The 21,321-nt window shown below is 68.5% G+C and carries 19 protein-coding genes and 1 pseudogene; 8 read left to right on the forward strand and 12 right to left on the reverse strand.

Going from position 1 to position 21,321, the window contains the following annotated elements:
- Positions 1-52: 52 nt before the first annotated feature.
- Positions 53-766, reverse strand: a complete 714-nt coding sequence (locus tag D457_RS0124495; RefSeq protein WP_239646208.1) for a YwqG family protein — start codon at positions 764-766, stop codon at positions 53-55.
- Between the two features lie 334 nt (positions 767-1,100).
- On the opposite strand from D457_RS0124495, the gene D457_RS37595 reads away from it, so the two are divergent.
- A complete protein-coding gene (locus tag D457_RS37595) occupies positions 1,101-2,459 on the forward strand; it encodes a jacalin-like lectin (RefSeq protein WP_017583319.1) in 1,359 nt (452 codons plus the stop codon).
- Positions 2,460-2,615: 156 nt separating this feature from the next.
- Here D457_RS37595 and D457_RS35075 read toward each other — a convergent pair whose 3' ends face one another.
- Positions 2,616-4,091 carry a pectate lyase family protein gene (locus D457_RS35075; RefSeq protein ID WP_017583320.1) on the reverse strand — a complete coding sequence of 492 codons (1,476 nt, stop codon included), beginning with the start codon at positions 4,089-4,091 and terminating at the stop codon, positions 2,616-2,618.
- Between the two features lie 755 nt (positions 4,092-4,846).
- Here D457_RS35075 and D457_RS0124510 point away from each other — a divergent pair.
- On the forward strand, positions 4,847-6,385 hold the full coding sequence (locus D457_RS0124510) for a glycoside hydrolase family 43 protein (RefSeq protein ID WP_026116990.1): 1,539 nt from the start codon (positions 4,847-4,849) through the stop codon (positions 6,383-6,385).
- A gap of 339 nt (positions 6,386-6,724) precedes the next feature.
- Positions 6,725-7,093 carry a winged helix-turn-helix transcriptional regulator gene (locus D457_RS0124515; RefSeq protein WP_017583322.1) on the forward strand — a complete coding sequence of 123 codons (369 nt, stop codon included), beginning with the start codon at positions 6,725-6,727 and terminating at the stop codon, positions 7,091-7,093.
- 96 nt (positions 7,094-7,189) lie between these two features.
- Here the strand turns inward: D457_RS0124515 and D457_RS0124520 are convergent, their stop codons facing one another.
- The 4 genes from D457_RS0124520 to D457_RS0124535 all read right to left on the reverse strand — a co-directional run bounded on the left by D457_RS0124520 (position 7,190) and on the right by D457_RS0124535 (position 10,742).
- Positions 7,190-7,585, reverse strand: coding sequence for a nuclear transport factor 2 family protein (locus D457_RS0124520; RefSeq protein ID WP_017583323.1), 396 nt, complete (start codon positions 7,583-7,585; stop codon positions 7,190-7,192).
- A gap of 222 nt (positions 7,586-7,807) precedes the next feature.
- On the reverse strand, positions 7,808-8,086 hold the full coding sequence (locus D457_RS34255) for a hypothetical protein (protein ID WP_017583324.1): 279 nt from the start codon (positions 8,084-8,086) through the stop codon (positions 7,808-7,810).
- Positions 8,087-8,433: 347 nt separating this feature from the next.
- Complete coding sequence (locus D457_RS0124530; protein WP_017583325.1) at positions 8,434-10,350, reverse strand: heavy metal translocating P-type ATPase; 1,917 nt, start codon at positions 10,348-10,350, stop codon at positions 8,434-8,436.
- Positions 10,347-10,742, reverse strand: a complete 396-nt coding sequence (locus tag D457_RS0124535) for an ArsR/SmtB family transcription factor (protein WP_051073028.1) — start codon at positions 10,740-10,742, stop codon at positions 10,347-10,349. Before D457_RS0124535 ends, D457_RS0124530 begins: the two co-directional genes overlap by 4 nt.
- Positions 10,743-10,960: 218 nt before the next feature.
- Between D457_RS0124535 and D457_RS0124540 the strand changes: the two genes are divergently transcribed.
- A complete protein-coding gene (locus D457_RS0124540) occupies positions 10,961-11,497 on the forward strand; it encodes a GNAT family N-acetyltransferase (RefSeq protein ID WP_017583327.1) in 537 nt (178 codons plus the stop codon).
- A gap of 239 nt (positions 11,498-11,736) precedes the next feature.
- Here the strand turns inward: D457_RS0124540 and D457_RS0124545 are convergent, their stop codons facing one another.
- The gene (locus D457_RS0124545) at positions 11,737-12,456 is read right to left on the reverse strand and encodes an ABC transporter permease (RefSeq protein WP_017583328.1); all 720 of its coding nucleotides are present in this window, start codon (positions 12,454-12,456) and stop codon (positions 11,737-11,739) included.
- A gap of 80 nt (positions 12,457-12,536) precedes the next feature.
- A complete protein-coding gene (locus D457_RS0124550; RefSeq protein ID WP_017583329.1) occupies positions 12,537-13,418 on the reverse strand; it encodes an ABC transporter ATP-binding protein in 882 nt (293 codons plus the stop codon).
- Between the two features lie 164 nt (positions 13,419-13,582).
- On the opposite strand from D457_RS0124550, the gene D457_RS0124555 reads away from it, so the two are divergent.
- The 3 genes and pseudogenes from D457_RS0124555 to D457_RS0124565 form a co-directional block, all read left to right on the forward strand.
- Positions 13,583-14,734 (forward strand): sensor histidine kinase, encoded by a 1,152-nt coding sequence (locus D457_RS0124555; RefSeq protein ID WP_017583330.1) that lies wholly within the window; start codon positions 13,583-13,585, stop codon positions 14,732-14,734.
- Positions 14,731-15,333, forward strand: a complete 603-nt coding sequence (locus D457_RS0124560) for a response regulator transcription factor (protein WP_017583331.1) — start codon at positions 14,731-14,733, stop codon at positions 15,331-15,333. The genes D457_RS0124555 and D457_RS0124560 overlap by 4 nt, the downstream gene beginning before the upstream one ends.
- Before the next feature lie 100 nt (positions 15,334-15,433).
- A pseudogene (locus tag D457_RS0124565) lies at positions 15,434-15,586 on the forward strand (phosphotyrosine protein phosphatase); the annotation flags it as partial.
- 81 nt (positions 15,587-15,667) lie between these two features.
- On the opposite strand, the gene D457_RS0124570 reads toward D457_RS0124565, so the two are convergent.
- Positions 15,668-16,627, reverse strand: coding sequence for a TIGR03557 family F420-dependent LLM class oxidoreductase (locus D457_RS0124570; RefSeq protein ID WP_017583333.1), 960 nt, complete (start codon positions 16,625-16,627; stop codon positions 15,668-15,670).
- A 291-nt stretch (positions 16,628-16,918) separates the two neighbouring features.
- On the opposite strand from D457_RS0124570, the gene D457_RS0124575 reads away from it, so the two are divergent.
- A complete protein-coding gene (locus tag D457_RS0124575) occupies positions 16,919-17,614 on the forward strand; it encodes a haloacid dehalogenase-like hydrolase (RefSeq protein ID WP_017583334.1) in 696 nt (231 codons plus the stop codon).
- A gap of 154 nt (positions 17,615-17,768) precedes the next feature.
- Here the strand turns inward: D457_RS0124575 and katG are convergent, their stop codons facing one another.
- From katG to D457_RS0124590, 3 genes are all read right to left on the reverse strand, one after another.
- Positions 17,769-19,991 (reverse strand): catalase/peroxidase HPI, encoded by a 2,223-nt coding sequence (gene katG, locus D457_RS0124580; protein ID WP_017583335.1) that lies wholly within the window; start codon positions 19,989-19,991, stop codon positions 17,769-17,771.
- A 40-nt stretch (positions 19,992-20,031) separates the two neighbouring features.
- A complete protein-coding gene (locus D457_RS0124585; RefSeq protein WP_017583336.1) occupies positions 20,032-20,463 on the reverse strand; it encodes a Fur family transcriptional regulator in 432 nt (143 codons plus the stop codon).
- Positions 20,464-20,745: 282 nt separating this feature from the next.
- Positions 20,746-21,282: an HIT family protein gene (locus tag D457_RS0124590; RefSeq protein WP_204367472.1), complete on the reverse strand. Its 537-nt coding sequence runs from the start codon at positions 21,280-21,282 to the stop codon at positions 20,746-20,748.
- Between the last annotated feature and the right edge of the window lie 39 nt (positions 21,283-21,321).

The raw sequence follows: 21,321 nt of genomic DNA on the forward strand, positions 1-21,321 counted from the left end.
CGAAACACTCTGGGAGATGGCCTGAACCGGCGGGACTTCGATCTGATCGGCCTCAGTTCTGGTTCACCGGCCAGAGCGCCGCCGGATCGCAGTGTTGCGGGCAGGCCATCAGGTAGACCTCGTTCCCCAGAAACAGGTCATAGAACCCGAAGGCACTGCTGTCGGGCTGCTCCGGCTGACCCGGGGCAACGGAGAAGTCCATTCCTTCCGGAACCTGGCACACGTAGACCAGATCAGCACCGCACGCGCACCGGTGATGCTCGGGATCCTGCGCCCACGATGGTGTTCCACCCACCTTGAAGATCTGAGCTCCTTTGCCCCGCTCGCTGAGGACCTCCGTGAAGGCCCGCAACGTCAGCGGCAGGGCACGCAAGGACGGCTCGGGCTCCGCCCACGGTTTCGCCGCCTGCCCCTGGAGCAGCACACGCCAGAACGGCCGGTCCTCACCGGCGTAGGGAGCGTCCCAGTACTCGGGCACGAGCCGGCCGTCATCGGACGTGTCCGGGATCGCGGCGTCGTTGTGGGTACGGCAGTGGAAGACCAACAGGTGCTCCCCACCGAAAGGCCCCAGTTCCAGAGGAAGGTCGAGCTGGAAGAACAGCACCAGCCGCTCGCCGCAGAAGCACTCGGGCCATTCCTGCCCCTCGGCGAGGAAGGGCCAGCCACCGATCGAGTTCCGCGTCGGTCGCTCCACAACCTCGCTGCCGACGTCGACCGCGTAGGCGGGGAACACTTCTTCGGGCTGCCGTGGATCAGATGCGAGCATCGGCTCACTCTAGAGCGGACCTTTGATCCGATGGCCAACGCACCCCGGTCACGAGAAACCCCCAGGCCAGAACGGATAGACCCGTATCCTCACCTGGGGTCAGCGATCCTGTGGGGCTCCCGGTCTGCCCCCTGAAACGGCCACCGTACAGGGACCGGGTTACTCCCCTCAGCCGGAGCCGCCGCTCCTCGTAGCAGCCCGGCGGCCGAGACGGCCGCGCGTGAGTTCCGATGTCCTCGAACGGGGCGCCAGGAGGGCGCCTTCGGGGGGTCCCGCGGAGCCGGGCCCAGGCGTAGAATCCGCCGGGCACCGTCCCCTCCAGACAGAGGTCCACGTGTCCCCCTCCCCCGCACGCTCCCTGTCCGTTCTCCTGGCCGTTCTCGCCCTGTTCACCTCGCTGCTGGCCGCGCCCGTGTCCGCCGCCGCGGACGACGCCGCCGACAACGCGGCCACCAGCGGGGCCCTGTCCGTACTGACGTACAACGTCGCGGGTCTGCCCGAGTTCCTCACCGACCCCGGGGAGCAGCGCCCGAGCGTCAACACTCCGGTGATCGGGCGGCGGATCGAACCCTACGACGTCGTCCACGTCCAGGAGGACTTCAATTACCACGCCGCCCTGTACGCGAACAACGACCACCCCCACCGCACACCCACCAGCGGCGGTGTCCCCTTCGGCGACGGGCTCAACACCCTTTCCCACCTGCCCTACAGCGACTTCCACCGGGTCAAATGGAACAGGTGCAACGGCACGGACTGCCTCACCCCGAAGGGCTTCACGGCCTCACGCGTACGGCTCGCCGAGGGCGTGTACGTGGACCTGTACAACGTGCACGCCAACGCCGGGGTCAGTAACGCCGACCTCGCCGCGCGACGGGCCAACATCACCCAGTTGACGCAGTACATCGAGCGGCACTCGGCGGGGAACGCGGTGATCGTCGCGGGTGATACCAACACCCGGTACACGCGCGCCGGGGACAACATCCGCGAGCTCGCCGACACGCTCGGCCTGGCCGACGCCTGGGTCGAGCACGTGCGCGGCGGGTCCCGCCCGCAGGCGGGTTCGCCCGCCCTGGTGTGCCAGACCAACGCGCCCACCGAGGGCTGTGAGGTCGTCGACAAGATCCTGTACCGCTCCAGCGCCTTCGTGGAGTTGCGTCTGGCCGACTACCGCAACGATCATGCGGACTTCCTCGACGCCGACGGCCGGATGCTCTCCGACCACTACCCGCACACCGCCGAGTTCGACTGGTCCCTCGCACCCGGGGTCCTGATGAGCGACCTGGCGGGCGGTCCCCACGGCACTCCGTTCACCGACGCGGAACGGGTGGTCGGCGGGGCGGAGCCCGTCGCGCTGTCCCTGCGCGCGGGCGCGCGCGTGGACCAGATCGCCATGGACTACGCCGAAGGCGGCAGGACCGCCCACGGCGGGAGTGGCGGCACCGCGCGCTCGCTCACCCTCGAACCGGGCGAGCACCTGGTCTCGGCCACCTTGTCGACCGGGCAGCGCAACGGGCGCACTCGCGTGTTCCACGCCGAGTTCGCCACGGACCGGGGGCGGACGCTCTCGGGCGGTACGGCTACGTCGGACACGGTGACGTTCACCGCGCCCGAGGGGTGGCGCATCGCCGGGTTCCACGGCCGTGCGGGCGATGAGGTGGACAAACTCGGCGTCATCTACACGCCCGTTCCCTGATCCCCGACCTGGGCCGGGCGCACCAAGGCTGACCACAGCGCCCCCGGTCCGAGGTCCGCGCGAAGGCTCTCCCTCGGGAGGGGGCTGAACAGCGTGTTTCTCGGAACGTGGGAAGGGCCCGGGGAAGAGGGCTGCTCCCTTCCCCGGGCCGTCGGGTCACAGCTTCCCGTGCCCTGCCCCTGCGCTGACGATCTCCGGAACGCTGCCGGGAGCGTCGGCCTCGTAGCTGTAGGGCGGGTCGGACACATTGCCCCGGGTCTCGGGCTCGGCCGAGCCGACCAGGACGTTGTCGCGCGCCGTCAGGTTTCCGGGGCCCGAGTCGGCGTATCCCACGACTGTCGTCGCACGGCTCAGGTTCTCGAAGTAGTTCCCTTCGACCAGCACGTTGGCGCCCATCGTGGAGGCCACCGCGTACTCCCGGTTGTCCCGGTAGTAGTTGTTGAACACGTGTGTGTGTTCGGAGAACCGGACCCGCGGGTGACGGGTGTTCGTCCCGTCGTAGAAGTTGTGGTGCAGGGTCACGCGCAGGTGGCCGATGTCGGCTGTGTGGCCGTCGCTGTGACCGATGATCGTGGTCTTGTCGTGGCTGTGGAAGTGGTTCCACGACACCGTGACGAAGTCGCTCTCACGTTTGATGTCGATGAGGCCGTCGGCACCGTTGGAGAACGTGTTGTGGTCGATCCAGATGTTGGTCGATCCGTTCTGGAGGTTGATCGAGTCGTCGTCGGCGTTCGTGAAGTTGATGTTGCGGACGACGATGTTGTGGGCGTCGCTGATGTTGAGCCCACCCCCGGTGATCGTCGCGTCCGTGCCCAGACCGATCAGCGTCTTGTCGCTGGACACCCGGTGCATTCCGCTGATGGAGACCGTCCCCTGGACCTGGATAACCAGCGGGCCGGAAGCGCTGAGCGCCTCGGTGAGCTGTGCGCCGTCGGTCACCGTGACGGTGTCGCCTCCGGCTCCACCGGTGGTCCCACCGTTCTCCGCCGCCCAACCGGTCGGGCCGCCCGGGTCCGGCGACGGGGCGTCCGCCCCGACCTCGATGAGCTCCCAGCGCTGGTTGGCGCCGCCGTGGTCGTCGTACTGGGAGAGACGGGCGCCGTTGTCCTGGTTGTGTTCCCAGACCTCCAGGGCCTTGCCGCTGTGCCGGTTGATCAGGGAAACGGTCCCGTCCCCGGCGTCGACGGGCCGCCACTGCTGGTTGGCTCCATCATGGCGGGTGTACTGGCGGATTTCGGCGCCGTTTTCGGTGGAGCGCTCCCAGAGATCGACGGCCTTGTCGCTGTGGCGTGCCACGAGTGTGAAGTGGCTGTTCGTCTGCGGCACGAACTGGAACTGCTGGTGGGCGCCGTCGCCCTGGTCCCACTGGATGATCTCGGTGCCGTTGTCGGCAGACTTTCCCTCGACGTCCATGACTTTGCCGCTGTTGGCGTTGCGCAGGACGTAGTAGGCGTCCGAGTCGATGCCAGAGGCCTGGACCGAGACGGTCTCGGTGGTGTTCGCGGAATCGTCCGCCCGTTGGAGGGCGAACAGCGAACCGCCCGCGAGGGCGAGGGCGGCGGCTCCGGCGAGGGATGCGCGCAGGGGTGAAACTCTCCGTCGCTTACGTGAGCGACGTGACGTCGTCGGCACGGTGGTCTCCTGCTTGTGGGGGTCCGGGGTCGGCCGTGAACCGACCTCGGAGGCAATGGGTATCAGGAATGGGGCCGCGCTCGGGCGGCGCAGGCCGCGCAGTCGCGGCCTGGAAGCACGGTGCCCGGGAGTCGTTGCGGGACCGGGCCCCGGTGGGGTCATCGCTTGCGGCGGGAGCGTAGCACGCTCTGCGGAAAAGGCCTCATTGCTCCTGGAAACCGCATTTTCTGTAAATAAACCTCACTATTCTCCTGAAAGTCACATGAGGAGTTCACCGGTTTCGGACCCGGGCCCGACATCGCGGGCAGACCCCTCGGCCAGGCGCTCTCCTGCGAGGAGCGCGCGCACGACGGGTGGGTCGAGCCGCCTGTCGTAGTGGCATCGCAAGCACGGATGGTGGACCTGAGCGGGGTCAGCGTTCATGGCATCCCCAGTCAGGACGAGAGGTTGTATTTCCAGGTCAGCACGTTTTCGAAGGAAATCCCGTTTCCACGTGCGGTCGGATCGCAGCAACAAGGGAACGGACCCCGAATACCCACCTCTCCCACATTTTCTGCTTGCCGTGGTGACCTGTGGTTTGTTCACCTGTCACAGCCGTTCAACGCAGCATCCCGTTTGACCCCGTTTATGAAACGTTGCAAGGTAGGTCCCCGCATGCGGAGATGGGAGCGCTCACACATGCACTGACCGATGGCTCAAGGCCACCGGGAACAGCGACGCCACACCGGCGTCCGGTGACAGTGAAGGAAGAGTTCGTGGCGTTTCGATCAAAGACAGCGGGACTGAGCGCGGCCGCGTTGACCGCGGTGGCACTCATCGCGGCTTTCACCCACGTACAGGGGCGGGGCGGGACCGAGGGGGAGCTGGCATCGGGGGTCGCAGACCCACAGGAGCAGGGAGGTTCCAGGGGAGAACTACCGGATCCGCCCCGGTTCGCCGACGTCACCGTGCACGACCCCTCGATCGTGGTCGCGGAGGACGAGTACTGGGTCTTCGGGTCGCACCTGGCCGCCGCGAAGACCGAGGACTTCATCAGCTGGGAGCAGACCGCAGAACTGGTCACCCCGGAGAACCCGCTCTTCGACGACGTCACCGAAGAGCTCTCCGAAGCGCTGGAGTGGGCGGAGACCACCACGCTCTGGGCCCCCGACGTGATCCAGCTCTCCGACGGCCGTTACTACATGTACTACAACGCCTGCCAGGGCGAGTCTCCGCGTTCGGCAATGGGTGTGGCCGTGGCCGACGAGGTGGACGGCCCTTATGAGGACCTCGGAGTCTTCCTGCGTTCCGGGCACCGTGCGGGTGAGGGTTCCAGCGAGGACGGCACCCCCTACGACCCCCGCATCCACCCGAACGCGGTGGACCCGGACGTCTTCTACGACGACGAGGGCACTCTGCGGATGGTCTACGGCTCCTACTCCGGTGGCCTGTTCATGCTGGAGATGGACGAGGAGACCGGCATGCCGCTGGCAGGCCAGGGCTACGGCACCCACCTCATGGGCGGGAACCACAGCAGGATCGAAGCAGCCAACATCCTGCACCACCCCGACACCGGCTACTACTACCTGTTCACGACCTTCGGAGGTCTGGACGCCGACGGCGGCTACAACATGCGCGTCGCACGTGCCCAGACGCCGGAGGGACCCTACTTCGACGCGGAGGGCAACGATATGCGGGAGGTCAAGGCCGACCCGTCCCTCCCGATCTTCGACGACGCGACCATCGAGCCGTTCGGCACGAAGCTGATGGGCAACTTCCTGTTCCAGCGGGAGGCGGGCGACCCGGGCCGGGGGATCGGCTACGGATACGTGTCACCCGGGCACAACACGTCCTACCTGGACCCCGACACCGGACGCATGCAGCTGATCTTCCACAGCCGCTTCCCGGAGCGAGGTGAAATGCACCAGGTTCGGTCCCACGAGATGTTCATGAACGCCCACGGGTGGCCGGTCGTCGCCCCCTACCGGTTCGCCGGGGCCGAGGCGGGGCAGGTCCACCAGGCGGACGCGGTCGGCGAGTACCGGTTCATCAACCACGGCAAGGCGATCTCGAGCGACATCAACGAGGCCGTTACCGTCGAGCTGCACGACGACGGCCGGATCACCGGCGGCGTCGAGGGCGGTTGGGAGCTCGACGGGCAGAACCGTGTCGACCTGACCATCGACGGCGAACCCTACAACGGCGTCTTCACTCCCCAGTGGGACCCGACCTCGGAGTCGTGGGTGCTGACCTTCAGCGTCCTGTCCCAGGCAGGGGTGTCCCTGTGGGGAAGCAAGGTCGAACCCCTCCTCTAGTGTCCGAGGAACACAGGAGGTACTTGCCGTCGAGGTGTTCCTCGGCGGCGGTCTTCTTCTTGTCGACCTTCGCGTGCCCCTCGTCCGTCAGGAATTCCTGGTAGGCCGCGTCCGCCCCGTCCACACCGGCCATGTTCAGGGCACCCGCGCAATGGAACATCCGTACCGGCAGCTGATCGGCCTCCGGCGCTATCGATACGGCCGTCTCCGGTTCTGGTCGATCCCGCCCTCGGAGCACTCCCCCGACGGCGGCCCTCAGTCGGCGTTACGACTCGATGACCCTTATGCTCACCATTGGAAACCAATCGCCTCAAAGAAACCAATGGGAGGGTTCACCGCATGCCCGAGCACCCGACGTTCGACATCCTCACAGCGACCTGCCCGTCCCGCACCTCACTCGCCCGCATCGCCAACAAGTGGACCGCCATGGTGGTCATCGCGCTCAGCTCCGGCCGCCTGCGCTTTCGCGACCTGCGCACCACGGTCGACGGGATCAGCCCGAAGGTCCTCACGGACACTCTCCGGGACCTCGAACGCGACGGAATCGTCACGCGACACGTGTACGCGGAAGTGCCCCCCAGGGTCGAATACGAGCTGACCGCCCTGGGGCGCACCCTGCACGCACCTCTTCAGGCACTGGGCCTCTGGGCCGAGGAGCACATCACCGAGGTACTCGCAGCACGCGAAAGCTACGACGCACACACGTGACCCCGCCCCGTGGGCCTGGTGCGGACAGCGAGTACGGCCTCCATCCGCGCGCCGACCCCGGGGCGCACCCTGGGTCGGCGGGACAGGGCCTGTCTTCTACTGCCCCCAGAAGGCGTCCTCGGCGACCTCGTCTTCGGAGAACAGCCACATCTCGACGATCTTCCCGTCCTTGAGGCGCAGGAGGTCCACACCGTCCATGCTCATGGCCGCGTCCTCACGCCGACCGGCGAAATGGATGGGGGCGGCCACCAGGTCGCCGTTACCCATCAGGGCATGGACCGCGTCGATCGCGAAGCTGCCCTGACTGGCCTCCATCATCCCGCCCAGCAACGCGAAGACAGCGTCGCGCCCCTTGTGCTCACCGGAGAACTGGTTGGCGCCCGGCTGGTGCCACACAACCTCCTCAGCGAGAAGCTCCCCCACCTTCGCCAGGTCGCCGTTCTGCACAGCCTGGAAGTACTCACGGGCAATCTCGACGTTCTTGCTGGCCATAATCATTTCCTCCTCATGCCCCCAAGACGGGGATAACTGCATTATGTAATACTTTAACTACAGAGAGCGACAAGCATGTGGTGCCGTTACCACCCCCGGATGCCACATGGCGGCAAACCTGCGCTCAGGCGCCACCCCAGAACGCGCCCTCGCCCCGCCGGTCGACGGTGAAGAACCGCCTGCGCGATCCGGCCGCCTCGATTCTCAGCGGGCCAACGCCGTTCATCTGCATCCCACGCCGTCGCGCGCGACCGAGAAACGGACGGGCACCGACACCAGCAGACCGTTCACCAGGGGCTCACCCGTCGACTCCAGCTCACCCCCGGTGGCCGCCACCATGCCGATCGCGGCCGCACCGGGGTGCGCACCGGAGAACCGGCTGGCGCCCGGCTGATGCCACACGTTGCCGTCGGCGAACAAGCTCGCGACCATGGCGAAACCCTTGGCGAACACCGCGCCTACGTACTGGCGTGCGATCCTGCGCATCGGGGTGGACCCCATGGCCAACTCTCCCCCTGATCGGTTCGTGCTGCTTGACCCCTATAGTCACCATCGGAAACCAGTCACCTCAACGTAACCATTGGAATATGTGACTCAGATCACATACGACCAGGGGCTCTCCGCCGTCACGCTGACGCTGGACCCATGCCCCGATCGGCCGCGCCGCGGAGCTCCCTCAGGCATGACCGGCCGACGGATCATGCCGGAGCCTTCTCCTTCTCACCGGCCGCCGGGCCCGTAGACGCGCGGTAGCGGTCGGCTGATCCAGGCATGTCAGGATCGATGTCGGGACAGTGAGGACGCCTCACCGGCTTCCCTCCCCTGTCGGTGACCGCCCCCGTGCGAGCTCATCGCGTCCAGGCGCGTTCGCGCAGCAGGCGGATGCCGTTGAGGGCGACGATCACCGTGGAGCCCTCGTGTCCGGCCACCGCGAGCGCGAGCGGCAGAGTAGCCACCAGATCCCAGGTCACCAACACCACAATGAACGTGCCCGCGATGCACAGGTTGGCGATCACGAAACGACGCGCCCGCCGGGACAAGGCGATCAACCGGGGCAGGGTCGACAGATCGTCGCGCACCACAATGGCGTCGGCGGTGTCCAGGGCCAGGTCCGAGCCGCGCCGCCCCATCGCCACACCGATGGTGGCCGCAGCCATCGCGGGGGCGTCGTTGACCCCATCGCCCACCAGCAGCACCTGGGCTCCGGTGTCCTCCTGCTCCTTGACCAGGGCGGCCTTGTCCTGGGGTAGCAGGGCCGCGTGCACGCGGTCGATGCCGGTGGCCCCGGCCACGTGTGCGGCGGTGGCGGCATTATCCCCGGTGAGCAGGTGTACCGGCCGGGTGGTGAGCGCACCCACCTGCTCAACGGTTCGGGCGGCCTCGGGACGCAGGGTGTCGGTGAGAGTGATGCGGCCCCGCACCTGCTCGTTCACGCTGACGACGACCTGGGTGCTCGCCGGGCCCTCGGGGTCTGCGGGGGCGCGCTCCACACGCACCCGGTCCCCGTCCACGATCGCGCTCACCCCGATCCCGGGCAGGGAAGCGAAGTCCTCCACCGGCAGTGGAGCCGCACGTCGCTGGTCGGCGTGCGCGCAGATGGCACGGGCCAGGGGGTGTTCGCTGTTGCGTTCGGCCGCCGCTGCCCAAGCCAGGATCTCTTCGGCTGTGTGGCCCGATTCGGGTTCGACCTCGGCGACCCGGGGCTCGCCCTGGGTCAGGGTGCCGGTCTTGTCGAAGGCCACCAGGTCGGTTCGGCCGATCTGTTCCATGACGGTGGCGGATTTGACCAGGACGCCGTGGCGTCCGGCGTTGGCGATCGAGGCCAGCAGCGGCGGCATGGTGGAGAGCACCACCGCGCACGGGGAGGCCACGATCATGAACACGATCGCGCGCAGCAGCGCCGCCTCGAAGTCATGGCCCAGGAACAGCAGGGGGATGCCCAGCACGAGCAGGGTGCCCACCACGACCAGGGCGGAGTAGCGCTGTTCAATCCTTTCGATGAACAGCTGGGTCTGGGCCTTGGTGGCCGAGGCCTCCTCGACCAGGGTGACGATGCGGGCGATCACGGACTCCCCGGCAGGGCGCGCCACGCGCACGCGCAGGGCGCCGGTGCCGTTGATGGTGCCGGAGAGGACCTCATCGCCCTCGCCGCGGGGCACGGGGACGGATTCTCCGGTGATGGCCTGCTGGTCGACCTCGCTGCGGCCGTCGATGACGGTGCCGTCGGCGCCCAGACGCTCGCCGGGGCGAACCAGGACGACCTCCCCCACCTGGAGTTGGGAGGTCTCCACGATCTCCTCGCGCTCACCGTCCGCGGTGGTGGTCAGGCGTACGGCGCGTTCGGGTGCCAGGTTCAGCAGGGCACTGACGGAGTCCGCGGTGCGTTGGGTGACCACGGCCTCCAACGCTCCGGATGTGGCGAAGATGACGATGAGCAGGGCGCCGTCGAAGACCTGGCCGATGGAGGCGGCGGCGATCGCGGCCACGATCATCAGCAGGTCCACGTCCAGGGTGCGCTCCTTGAGAGCGCGTAGTCCGGACAGGGCCGAGTCCCATCCGCCGGTGGCATAGCAGGCCAGGTACAGAGTCCACCACACCCAGGCGGGGGCGCCCAGGAGTTGGGCGGCCCCGCCGACCAAGAACAGGGCCAGCGCGGCGGCCGCCCAGCGCACCTCCGCCAGCTTGATGCCGGTGGCCAGCAATGAAGGGGGATGGACCTGGGTGCGGTCGGCGGCGGGGGCGGTGGTGGCCGTGGCGGAGGTCACGAGCGCTCGTCCTGGTTCTGGTCGGCGTGCTGGAGGGAGGCTGTGCGGGCACGGTGGTGAGCGGGTTCGACTTCGAGGGCGTGTTCGGCCTGGAAGACGGCGTCGGCGACCAGCTTGCGGGCGTGCTCGTTGGCCAGGCTGTAGTACATCCGGTTGCCCTCGCGGCGGCAGGCCACCACACGGCCGATGCGCAGCTTGGCCAGGTGCTGGGAGACCGATGGGCCGGGCTTGTCGAGGCGTTCGGCCAGCTCGTTCACCGACAGTTCGCCGCCGCGCAGGGCCAGAATGATCCGCACCCGGGTGGCGTCGGCGAGCAGGGAGAGGATCTCCACGGCGTACTCGACGTAAGGGCTGTTCTCATCAAGACTGCACGGATGCGTATTTGCATTCATACGCAGATACTAAGACTGCTGGTGTGGTGCCGCAACAAGACTGAGGGACAGGAGCGTTCGGCGTTCTCGATGAGCTCCTTGTGTGCCAGCCTCTCGACCCGGTCAACGCCCCCGCTACGCGGCCCCCTTCCCCCGGGGTGTGAGTGGGCACGTCATGATCGCGGGGGCGGTGTGTTCCGGCACCCCCGTACGGCAACGGTCTCGGACAAGGACACCACTTGGCTTCCACACGGCTTCTCACCCCAGGCGACGCGGCGGAGCTCGCCAGGATCCTGTCGGAGAACCGCGAGTTCCTCGATCCCTGGGAACCGCTGCGCGGTGACGACCACTTCACCCCCGAGCGGCAGTCCGCCCTCCTCGAACAGGCGCTGCGCGACCACGAGGCCGGGATTTCGGTTCCGCTGGCCATCCTCGGCCCCGAGGGACGGATCGTCGGCCGGATCAACATCAACAACGTCGTCCGGGGCGCCCTGCAGTCGGCGAGCATCGGCTACTGGGTGAGCGGTTCACACAACGGCCGGGGACTGGCCACCGAGGCGGTCGCCGACGCCAGGAGGATCGCCTTCGAACAGCTCGGCCTGCACCGGCTCCAGGCCGAGACCCTGATCCGCAACACCGGGTCTCAGCGGGTCCTGGAGCGCAACGGTTTCATGCCCTACGGGCTCGCGCCCCAGTACCTGCGGATCGCTGGCCGGTGGCAGGACCACATCCTCTACCAGCTCCTCAACCCGGAGTGGTCCGAGCCCGCCTCCTGAACCCGCGCCCGCGAAGGGGAGAGGCGGAGCCGGGGACGGACACTGCTGATCCCGCTCTCACAGAGCCCGCGGTGAGCATCCCCCCCTAGCTCGACCAAGGCCAGGAACGCGTCGCGGAGCGGAGGGGCGTCCGCTGCGGGCGCCACCCTGCTGTTGTCGTCGCGGATCCGGCCGCCGGTGACCACCTTGGCCGTTCGCCCCGCGCACGGCCCGATGACACGTCCCAACGGCGGGGGATTTCAGCGGCGCGGCTCCCAACGGAAGACCCGGGAGGCCAAGGCGACGGCGACCACGATCCAGGCCAAGGTGGGTGCAAGAAGGAACAGGGAGTCCGCCAGCGGAACCCCGCCGTTCCAGGCGTTAACGACCAGCTCGGAGGCTGAACCGCCGGGAAGCAGCCGCTTGAGCAGGGTGAGTTCCTCGGTACCGGTGAAACCCACCCAGCCGGACACGGAGAGCACACCGATCATGATCGGCAGTGTGGTCACCTGGGCGTGCTCGGGCGAGTTGGTCACCCCTGCCGTGGCCAGTGCGAAGCCGAGCATCATAACCATCGTCACGAGGACGGCCGTCCTCAGGAGCAGGGGGTCGGCCGGCGCTTCCGCGACCACGGACAGCACGGTCAGGACCACGGCCACCTGAACGACCGTGACGGCGGTGACCGGAAGGAACAGTCCGGTGAGGATGCTGACGTCGTCCACCGCCGTGGAACGCAGCCGTTTGAGGAAGAGGTTCTGACGGCGGGAGGCGAGCGTGGTCACGGCGGTCGTGTAGAGGGCCATCACCACCACGAGGAACATCAGGACGGAGGCGATGGCTCCCAGGTCGAACAGGCCCGGGGCGCGATCGTTCAGGTACATGTAGAGGGCGCTGCCCGCGAGGGGCACGATGATCATGGTGACCAGAACCAGCCGGTTCCGGAAGATCTGGATCAGCTCACTCCGAGCGATCGCGAGCATGGCGAAGGTCCTTTGCTGGATGGTGCCGGGGTTGTGGGCGGGCCCCGGACGTGAGTCCCGGGGCCGTGGGTGAGTGCGGCCTAGTTGCCGATGGAGCGGAAGACGTCGTCGAGCCGGGTCGGTCCGGCCGCCAGGTCCCGCAGTTCCACCGCGTGGTCCTGAGCCCAGCCCAGGAGCAGGTACAGGTCCTTCTGCAGCCCGCGGGTCTCGATCAGGAAGGTCCCGTCGACCTCTCGTTCGGCGGGCAGTGGCAGCTCGGGCGCGGTGGACGGCAGCGCGAAGCGGATCGTGGCGGGCAGGGCCCGGGTCAGCTCGGAGACGGTCCCCTCCCGGTGGAAGACCCCCTTGTGCATGAGCCCGATCCGGTCGGCCCGCTGCTGCGCCTCCTCCAGGTAGTGCGTGGTGAGGACGACGGTGGAACCGTCCTCGCGCAGCCGGTCCACCGCGTCCCACAGGTCGTCCCGGGACTGAATGTCCAGGCCGGTGGTGGGCTCGTCCAGGAAGACCAGTTCGGGGGTTCCGTAGACGGCGGTGGCGAAGTCCAGGCGCCGCTTCTCGCCGCCGGAGAGCTGGGACACCCGGGTCCCGGCCTTTTCCGTGAGGCCGACGACGCCGAGCAGGCGCTCGACCCGGTCGGTGCGCCGGGTGAGCTTTCCGATCAGCCGGACGGACTCCCTGACCGTCAGGTCCGGGGAGAAACCGCTCTCTTGCAGCATGATCCCGATCCGGGGGCGCACGGCCCGGCGGTTCCGCGGGTCCTGTCCAAAGACCCGCACGGTGCCTGATGTGGCAGCACGGTGGCCCTCGACCGTCTCCAGGGTCGAGGTCTTGCCCGCGCCGTTGGTACCGAGCAGGGCGTAGAGCTCGCCACTGTTGACCTGGAAGGACAGATCCCGGACGGCGTGGAAGTCGCCGTAATTGACGTTCAGACGTTCGACGTCGATGACTGGTGTGGTGGTCATGCACCCCATTCCAGCCTTCGGCGCGCCGGCGCGGCAGTGCGGCCGCGTCACCCCTTCGGTATGACGTCCGACCAGGTGAAGTCATGACGTGGCGTCACTGGTGGCGCGACGAGCCCGGAAGAATACTGGGACGGACCCCGCTACCGGCTCCCGGAAGGGCCCACATGACGTTCGAGCGCACCGAGGTGACACAGGGACACCTGCGCACGGTCAACCTCACCATCGTGGCCGCGTCGCTCTCCGCCGTCGGTGCGCTGCTGATCTCGATCAACGCCCAGAACCTGCACCAGGCCGTGGTCCTGGGTGCGGGTCTGGTGGCGGGCCTGGTGGCGGTCCGCAGGTGGGAGTCGGAGCGCCTCGCCCCCGTCCTGCTCCCCTGCCTGCTGGTCGCCTCGGCCGTGTGGCTCTACGGGATGCTGGTGCTGGACAACGCGTCGGCGTCCTTCGGGCTCTCCGTCGTGGGTACCGTCGTCGTTCTCCGGCTGCCGCGCCCGCGCCGGTGGGCAGCCGGGCTGGGGCTGGCCGCCCTCGTCGCGGGAGTGGTCGCGGTGAAGGTGGCCCTGTCCCCGGAGAGCGCTCTCCAGGCACTGCGCGAGTACGCGGTGGGTTCCCTCAGCGTCGCGGTGGTGGGCGTCGTCTTCGCGAGTCTCAACCATCTGGTCGCCGGGCTCATCAGTGAACTGGAGCGTGCCCGCGAGCGCGACGCGGAGCTGGCCGTGGCCCGGGAGCGCGTGCGCTTCGCCGGGGACCTGCACGACATCCAGGGACACACGCTCCATGTGGTGAAGCTGAAGGTCGCGCTGGCGCGCAAGCTGGTGCACAGCGACGCAGACCAGGTGGAGCGGGAGCTTGACGAGGTGTACGAGCTGGTCGGGGACACCATCGCCGAAACCAAGGAGCTCGCCTACGCGCAGCGGCGGCTCAACCTGTCCGCGGAACTGGAGAACGCCAAGAACCTGTTCGAGGCCGCGGGGATCAGCGTGAGCGTCGAGCGCGAGCCCACGAGGTCGGACAGTGACGGAGGTGGTGCTGGCAGCGGGCCCGGCAGCGGGGTAGAGCTCCTCGGGCAGGTGCTTCGGGAGACGACCACCAACATCCTGCGGCACGCCCAGGCGGGGCGGGTGCGGATCACCCTCTCGGGGGCGGGCATCACCATCGTCAACGACGGCGCGCACGAGGGCTCGGCACCCGAGCTCAGCGGGCTCTCCGCCCTGCGGGAACGGGTGGAGCGCGAGGGCGGCACACTGAGAGTCGAGCGCGAGGACGGGCGGTTCCTGACCGCCGCAACGTTCCCCCAGCGGAAGGACGACCGATGACCACCGTGGTGCTCGCTGACGACGAGGCCCTCCTGCGCAAGGCTCTGGCCGCGCTACTCCCGCTGGAAGGCGAGGTCACCGTACTCGCAGAGGCCGAGGACGGGGAGTCGGCCGTGGCAGCCACGTTGCGGCACCGGCCGGACGTGCTCGTCATCGACCTGGAGATGCCCGGCGTGGACGGGCTCGGCGCGGTGGCAGAGATCCGCCGTGAGCTGCCGGACCAGGTGATTCTGATGCTGACCCGGCACGCCCGGCCCGGGGTCCTGCGCAGAGCGCTCAAGCTTGGGGTGCAGGGGTTCGTCAGCAAGTCGGCCGAACCGGCGCACATCACCACGGTCATCGAAACCCTGCACGAGGGCAGGCGGTGGGTGGACCCGGACGTCTCCGCGCTCGCAGTGATCGACGACAATCCGCTCACCGACCGGGAGGCCGACGTGCTGCGGGCGACCGGTGAGGGGTACTCGGCCGCCGACATCGCGGCCAGGCTCCACCTGGCGGAGGGCACGGTGCGCAACTACCTGTCGAACGCGATGCAGAAGACCCAGACCCGGACCCGGCACGCGGCGGCCCGCTACGCCCGCGAACACGACTGGCTCTGAGCGAGCCGGGCACCGCCGTCTGGAGGGGGACCTGCGGCACCGATCCGGCTGGAGGCGTGCGTCGGGCTGCGCCGTGGTCCTGGCCGCGGTGAAGGCGGTCTGCGGCGGCACCCGCCCGTTCTTCCCCGGTAAGCGCTACCTCGACTGGGAACTCCCCGACCCCACCGGACAGAGCGTGGCAACGGTCCGCCCCATCCCCGACGACATCCGCAAGCGCATCGAAGAACTCATCGGAGAGCCCCTCCCCCACTGACCGCTGGGTCTGCGGACCCGAGGGCCGCCTACCGCGGCTGAACAAAGGTGGTGCGGTGTCCACCGGCTCCGGCCCGGTGGCCTATGACAGGTTCCGGATCGGCTCGGCCAGCTCGGTCTCGAAGAACCTGAAGAAACCCTCCGGGTCGGGCCCCGCGTTGATCAGAGCCAGATGGTCGAACCCGGCGTCGGCGAACTGGCGGACCACTTTCAGGTGGCGTTGCGGGTCGGGACCGTACCCGAACACGTCCGCCATCGCCTCGCGGCTGACCAGGGCGGTCGCCGCCTCGAAATTCACGGGGTTGGGCAGTTCCGCCTGGACCTTCCAGCCGGTGAGGCCGAAGCGGAAGAGTTCGTGCGCGGACTCCAGCGCGGCGTCCTCGTCGGCGGCCCAGGCCAGGGGGACCTCGCCGTAGCGGGGGCCATCACCGCCCAGCTCTCGGTAGGTGCTGGTGAGAGCGGAGCTGGGTTCGGTCGCGAAGAGCCCGTCGCCGGACTCCGCAGCGAGCCTGGCGGCCTCCTCTCCGCCGGCGGCCACCACCACCCGCGGCGGATGTTCGGGGAGGTCGAAGACACGGGCGTCCTCCAGGACCAGGTGTTCGCCCTTGTAGGAGTGGTAGCCGCCGGACCACAGCAGACGCATGATGTCGATGGCCTCACGCAGCATCTCGTGCCGGGTGGTCACGCTGGGCCACCCCCGCCCCACCACGTGTTCGTTGAGGCGCTCCCCAGCTCCCACCCCCAGGGTGAAGCGATCCTGTGAGAGCAGCGCCGTGGTCGCGGCCGCCTGCGCGATGATCGCCGGATGGATCCGCAGGAAGGGGCAGGTCACCCCGGTGGCGATCTCGACGCGTTCGGTCCGCTCGGCGATGGCGGCCAACATGGACCACACGAACCCGGAGTGGCCGTGGCTGAACAACCAGGGGTGGAAGTGGTCGCTGACCTCGACGAAGTCGAACCCGGCCCGCTCGGCGCGCACCGCCTGTTCCACGATCTCCCGGGGCCCGTAGCCCTCGGCGAAGAGCTTGTAACCGATCTTCATGGTCGCCTTCCCACGTGTCGTCTGGGTTCCACGTGCTGCCCTGACCGGGTCCGCCTCCACGGAAACCCCATCGCCGGGAAAAACACCCCTGCCTGTGCGGGGACCCGTGTCCCGGGGCGCGGGCGGCCACGTCATGATCGTGGGGGCGGTACATTCCGCCCCCCGAATGGTGGAACGCTGGAAGCAGCCCTTACCCCTGCTCCGAACGCTCTCCTGCTCCTGGACGACGGCCTGGAGCCCACAACCGAGTTCGAGGTCCCAACCGTCCGCCCCCTTAAGGAAGAGGCACACGTGACCTGGGCGCTGTTCGACCTCGACGAAACCCTGATCGACCACGACTCGTTCGCACGGTTCACGGTGCACCTGTTGCTGCGCAACCCGGTGCGGTTGGCGGCGGCCGTGCTGTTCCTGCCCCTGATCGGTGCCGCATTCACCCGCCGCTCGTGGCGGGTCGGCGCGGGCTCGGTCCTGCTGTGGCTGGGCACCGTCGGGGTGAGCGGCACCCGCCTGGACCGGATCGTCCGGGACCACTTGAGAAAACTCGGCGTCCGCGGGCGGCTGTTGCCGGACGGGGAGGCCGCACTGGCCGAGCACTTCCGGGCGGGGCACGACGTGGCGGTCGTGACCGGCTGCGCCGAACTCATCGCCGTTCCCCTGTGCCGCGAGATCGACCCCCGGATCCACGTGGTGGCCTCCACCCTCAGGCGGCGCTGGGGAGGGCTGGTCGCGGACCGCCACTGCTACGGCCCGCGGAAGGCCGAGATGCTCACCGAATCCGATACGGGGGTCGGGGCGGGCGGCGACATCGTCTCCGCTTACGGAGACAGCCCCGCAGACGCACCCATGCTCGACCTGGCCCGCACCGCCGTGCTGGTCAACCTACCCGAGGCGACCGCGGAGAGGATGCGCGGACAGCTCACCGGGCCGGACCGGGTGGTGCGCGTCGACTGGCCACCCAGGCCACGAACCAAACAGCCACGGGCATGACCGGCCCGAACACCATCGCCGCGGGCACAGCCGAAGCGCCCCGGACATGACGGAACCGGCCCGACCTTCGCAGGTCGGGCCGGTCCGGGTGGCGCAGGCAAGGGTCACGTTCCCGGGGGCTCCGGGAGCCCGGGGTCAGAGACCCTGGCCGGAACTAGACCAGGTCGAACCGGTCGGCGTTCATGACCTTGTTCCACGCGGCGACGAAGTCCTGGACGAACTTCTCCTTCGCGTCGTCGGAGGCGTACACCTCGGCCACGGCGCGCAGCTCGGAGTTGGAGCCGAACACCAGGTCGACGCGGCTGCCGGTCCACTTGACCGCACCGGAGTCGTCCTTGGCGACGAAGGTCTCCGAGGTCTCGGAGTTCTCACCGGTGGCGTACCAGTTGGTGCCCAGGTCGAGCAGGTTGACGAAGAAGTCGTTCGTCAGCGAGCCCGGCTTGTCGGTGAACACGCCCAGCTCGGAGTTGTCGAAGTTGGCGCCCAGCACACGCAGGCCGCCCACCAGGACGGTGGTCTCCGGGGCGCTGAGGCCGAGCAGGTTGGCGCGGTCCAGCAGCAGGTACTCGGCGGGGAGGCGGTTGCCCTTGCCGTAGTAGTTGCGGAAACCGTCGGCGACCGGCTCCAGGTAGGAGAACGATTCGACGTCGGTGTGCTCGTCGGTCGCGTCCACGCGGCCCGGGGTGAACGGGACGGAGACGTCCTGGCCCGCGGCCTTGGCGGCCTGCTCGACGCCCACGCCACCGGCGAGGACGATCAGGTCGGCGAGGGAGACCTTCTTGGCCGAGGAGGCGTTGAACTCCTCCACGATGCCCTCGAGCTTGGCGATGACGCCGCGCAGCTCGGTCGGGTTGTTGACCTCCCAGTCGATCTGCGGCTCGAGGCGGATGCGGGCACCGTTGGCGCCGCCGCGCTTGTCGCTGTCGCGGTAGGTGGAGGCGGAGGCCCAGGCGGTGGAGACCAGCTGGGCGACAGACAGGCCGGACTCGGCGATCTTCGCCTTGAGGGCGGTGATCTCCGCGTCCCCGATGACCTCGCCCTGCTGGGCGGGGAGCGGGTCCTGCCAGATGAGGTCCTCGGCGGGGACCTCGGAGCCCAGGTAGCGGCGCTTGGGGCCCATGTCGCGGTGGGTCAGCTTGAACCAGGCGCGGGCGAAGGCGTCCTTGAAGGCCTGGTGGTCCTCGTAGAAGCGACGCGAGATCTGCTCGTAGACCGGGTCGACGCGCAGCGACAGGTCGGTGGTGAGCATGGTCGGCTTGTGCTTCTTGCCGGCGATGTGGGCGTCGGGGATGATCTCCTCGGCGTCCTTGGCGATCCACTGGTTGGCGCCGGCCGGGCTCTTGGTGAGCTCGTACTCGAACTCGAAGAGGTTCTTGAAGAAGCCCGCGCTCCACTCGGCCGGGGTGGTGGTCCAGGTGACCTCCAGGCCGGAGGTGATGGTGTCGCCACCCTTGCCGGTGCCGTGGTTGTTCTTCCAGCCCAGGCCCTGCATCTCCAGGCCGGCGCGCTCGGGCTCGACCTCGACGTTGCTGTCCGGGGCGGCGCCGTGGGTCTTGCCGAAGGTGTGGCCGCCGGCGATGAGGGCGACGGTCTCCTCGTCGTTCATGCCCATGCGGCCGAAGGTCTCACGGATGTCGCGAGCGGCGGCCAGCGGGTCCGGGTTGCCGTTGGGGCCCTCGGGGTTGACGTAGATGAGGCCCATCTGGACAGCGGCCAGCGGCTTCTCGAGGTCGCGGTCGCCGCTGTAGCGCTGGTCGTCGAGCCAGGTGGTCTCGGGGCCCCAGTAGACGTCGGCCTCGGGCTCCCACACGTCCTCACGGCCACCGCCGAAGCCGAAGGTCTCGAAGCCCATGGACTCGAGGGCGACGTTGCCAGTGAGGATGAACAGGTCGGCCCAGGAGATGTTCTGGCCGTACTTCTTCTTCACCGGCCACAGCAGACGGCGGGCCTTGTCCAGGTTGCCGTTGTCGGGCCAGCTGTTCAGCGGGGCGAAGCGCTGCTGACCGGCGCTGCCGCCGCCGCGGCCGTCGTGCGAACGGTAGGTACCGGCGCTGTGCCAGGCCATGCGGATCATGAGCGGGCCGTAGTGCCCGAAGTCCGCCGGCCACCAGTCCTGGGAGTCGGTCAGGAGAGCGGCGATGTCCGCCTTCACGGCGTCCAGGTCGAGAGCCTCGAAGGCCTTCGCGTAGTCGAAGCCCTCACCGAGCGGGTTCGACACGGGGGTGTTCTTGGCGAGGATCTTCAGGTTGAGCTGGTTGGGCCACCACTCGCGGTTGCCGTCACCCTGGGTGGGGTGGGAGATCTGGTCACCGTGAGCGACGGGGCAGCCGCCGGTCTGCGGCGGGGTGGGTGCGACGACCTCGTTGTTGTCAGACATCGACTTCCTTACGGGGAAGGGAAAGGGCGGACTTTGTAGCTCAGGGGCTGGGCGAGCTGAAGCACTCAGCGCATTGGCCCCAGTAGACGACCTCGGCCTCGTCGATCGAGAAGCCGTGGTCAGCGGACGCGGTCAGGCACGGTGCGTGGCCAACGGCGCAGTCGACGTCCGCTATGGCGCCGCAGGACCTGCATACGACGTGGTGGTGGTTGTCCCCCACCCGTGTCTCGTAGCGGGCCACGGAACCCTGCGGCTGGATGCGTCTCACCAGACCGGCGCCGGTCAGTGCCTTGAGTACGTCGTAGACGGCCTGGGCGGACACCGTGCCGAGTTCCCCGCGCACGAGGTCGATGATCGACTCCGTGTCCGCGTGTGGGTGCTCGTGCACGACGGAGAGCACAGCTAACCGCGGGCTCGTCACCCTCAGAGCGGACTCGCGCAGCATCTGCTCGAAATCCGAAGAGGTTGGCATGCCCCGAAGTCTGCCGTCTTTTCTGGAGTTAGTCAAATCTTGGATTCGCTCCGCTGTACGACCAGGGGTGTGCACCACTCAGCACGCAGAGCAGCACACGGGTGGAACGTGGACCGGCATACGGGCTCCAGGCCGACCTCTTGGCAGCCTCCCCCGCGGGGACAGGCCTCCGGTGAAGCCGCGGATGACCATCAACCGAATCACCGAAGAAATCATGACTGCCGCGTTCGATGCCCGACCCGTCCGGTCCTCATCGCCGGGGTGGGCCTGCTCAGCGGGAACTCACCGCGTGTCTGGCGGGTAACCGCCGCGCCCGCACCGGAGACGACCCCGGGTCCGGATGGCTTCGCGAACGCGCTCGGCCGCGGCGGCGGACTCGGCCGGGCCGGTGTCGAGGATGCCGTTCTCCGTCATCAGCGCGTGGAACTGCTGTTCCTCGTACGGGACTCCTGACGGCAGCGCCGCGATGTGCCAGTGCAGATGGGAGTTGCCCTGCTGGCTGCCGAGGGAGAGCAGGTAGGTGCGCTCGGGCTCGAACACGTCCTCCACCGCGAGCGCCACCTCCCGGACGACCAGCATGGTCCGGGAGTAGGCCGCCTCGTCCAGGTCCCGGACGACGTGCTCCAGATGGGCCTTCGGGGCCACCAGGGTGCGCCCGGCGAGTGTGGGATAGCGGTCGAGGAAGGCGATGTGGTCGTCGTCCTCGAACAGCACCTCGTGCGCGAACCCCGGCTCACCGGCCACCAGCGCGCAGATGAAGCACGGCCCGTTGCGGGTCCGCTCGGTGTAGGCCTCGATGTCCATCGGACGCCGTGCCATGCGGGCGCTCCTTACGTAGGGGAGCGACAGAGTATTCGG

The sequence above is a fragment of the Nocardiopsis valliformis DSM 45023 genome (genome assembly GCF_000340985.1).
Lineage (GTDB): Bacteria > Actinomycetota > Actinomycetes > Streptosporangiales > Streptosporangiaceae > Nocardiopsis > Nocardiopsis exhalans.

What these genes read in the sequence shown, in the direction of transcription:
- D457_RS0124495 (WP_239646208.1), bottom strand. Translation starts at nt 766, where the DNA reads ATGCTCGCATCTGATCCACGGCAGCCCGAAGAAGTGTTCCCCGCCTAC.
- D457_RS0124515 (WP_017583322.1), top strand. Translation starts at nt 6,725, where the DNA reads ATGCCCGAGCACCCGACGTTCGACATCCTCACAGCGACCTGCCCGTCC.
- D457_RS0124520 (WP_017583323.1), bottom strand. Translation starts at nt 7,585, where the DNA reads ATGGCCAGCAAGAACGTCGAGATTGCCCGTGAGTACTTCCAGGCTGTG.
- D457_RS34255 (WP_017583324.1), bottom strand. Translation starts at nt 8,086, where the DNA reads ATGGGGTCCACCCCGATGCGCAGGATCGCACGCCAGTACGTAGGCGCG.
- D457_RS0124535 (WP_051073028.1), bottom strand. Translation starts at nt 10,742, where the DNA reads ATGAATGCAAATACGCATCCGTGCAGTCTTGATGAGAACAGCCCTTAC.
- D457_RS0124545 (WP_017583328.1), bottom strand. Translation starts at nt 12,456, where the DNA reads ATGCTCGCGATCGCTCGGAGTGAGCTGATCCAGATCTTCCGGAACCGG.
- D457_RS0124550 (WP_017583329.1), bottom strand. Translation starts at nt 13,418, where the DNA reads ATGACCACCACACCAGTCATCGACGTCGAACGTCTGAACGTCAATTAC.
- D457_RS0124555 (WP_017583330.1), top strand. Translation starts at nt 13,583, where the DNA reads ATGACGTTCGAGCGCACCGAGGTGACACAGGGACACCTGCGCACGGTC.
- D457_RS0124560 (WP_017583331.1), top strand. Translation starts at nt 14,731, where the DNA reads ATGACCACCGTGGTGCTCGCTGACGACGAGGCCCTCCTGCGCAAGGCT.
- D457_RS0124570 (WP_017583333.1), bottom strand. Translation starts at nt 16,627, where the DNA reads ATGAAGATCGGTTACAAGCTCTTCGCCGAGGGCTACGGGCCCCGGGAG.
- katG (WP_017583335.1), bottom strand. Translation starts at nt 19,991, where the DNA reads ATGTCTGACAACAACGAGGTCGTCGCACCCACCCCGCCGCAGACCGGC.
- D457_RS0124585 (WP_017583336.1), bottom strand. Translation starts at nt 20,463, where the DNA reads ATGCCAACCTCTTCGGATTTCGAGCAGATGCTGCGCGAGTCCGCTCTG.
- D457_RS0124590 (WP_204367472.1), bottom strand. Translation starts at nt 21,282, where the DNA reads ATGGCACGGCGTCCGATGGACATCGAGGCCTACACCGAGCGGACCCGC.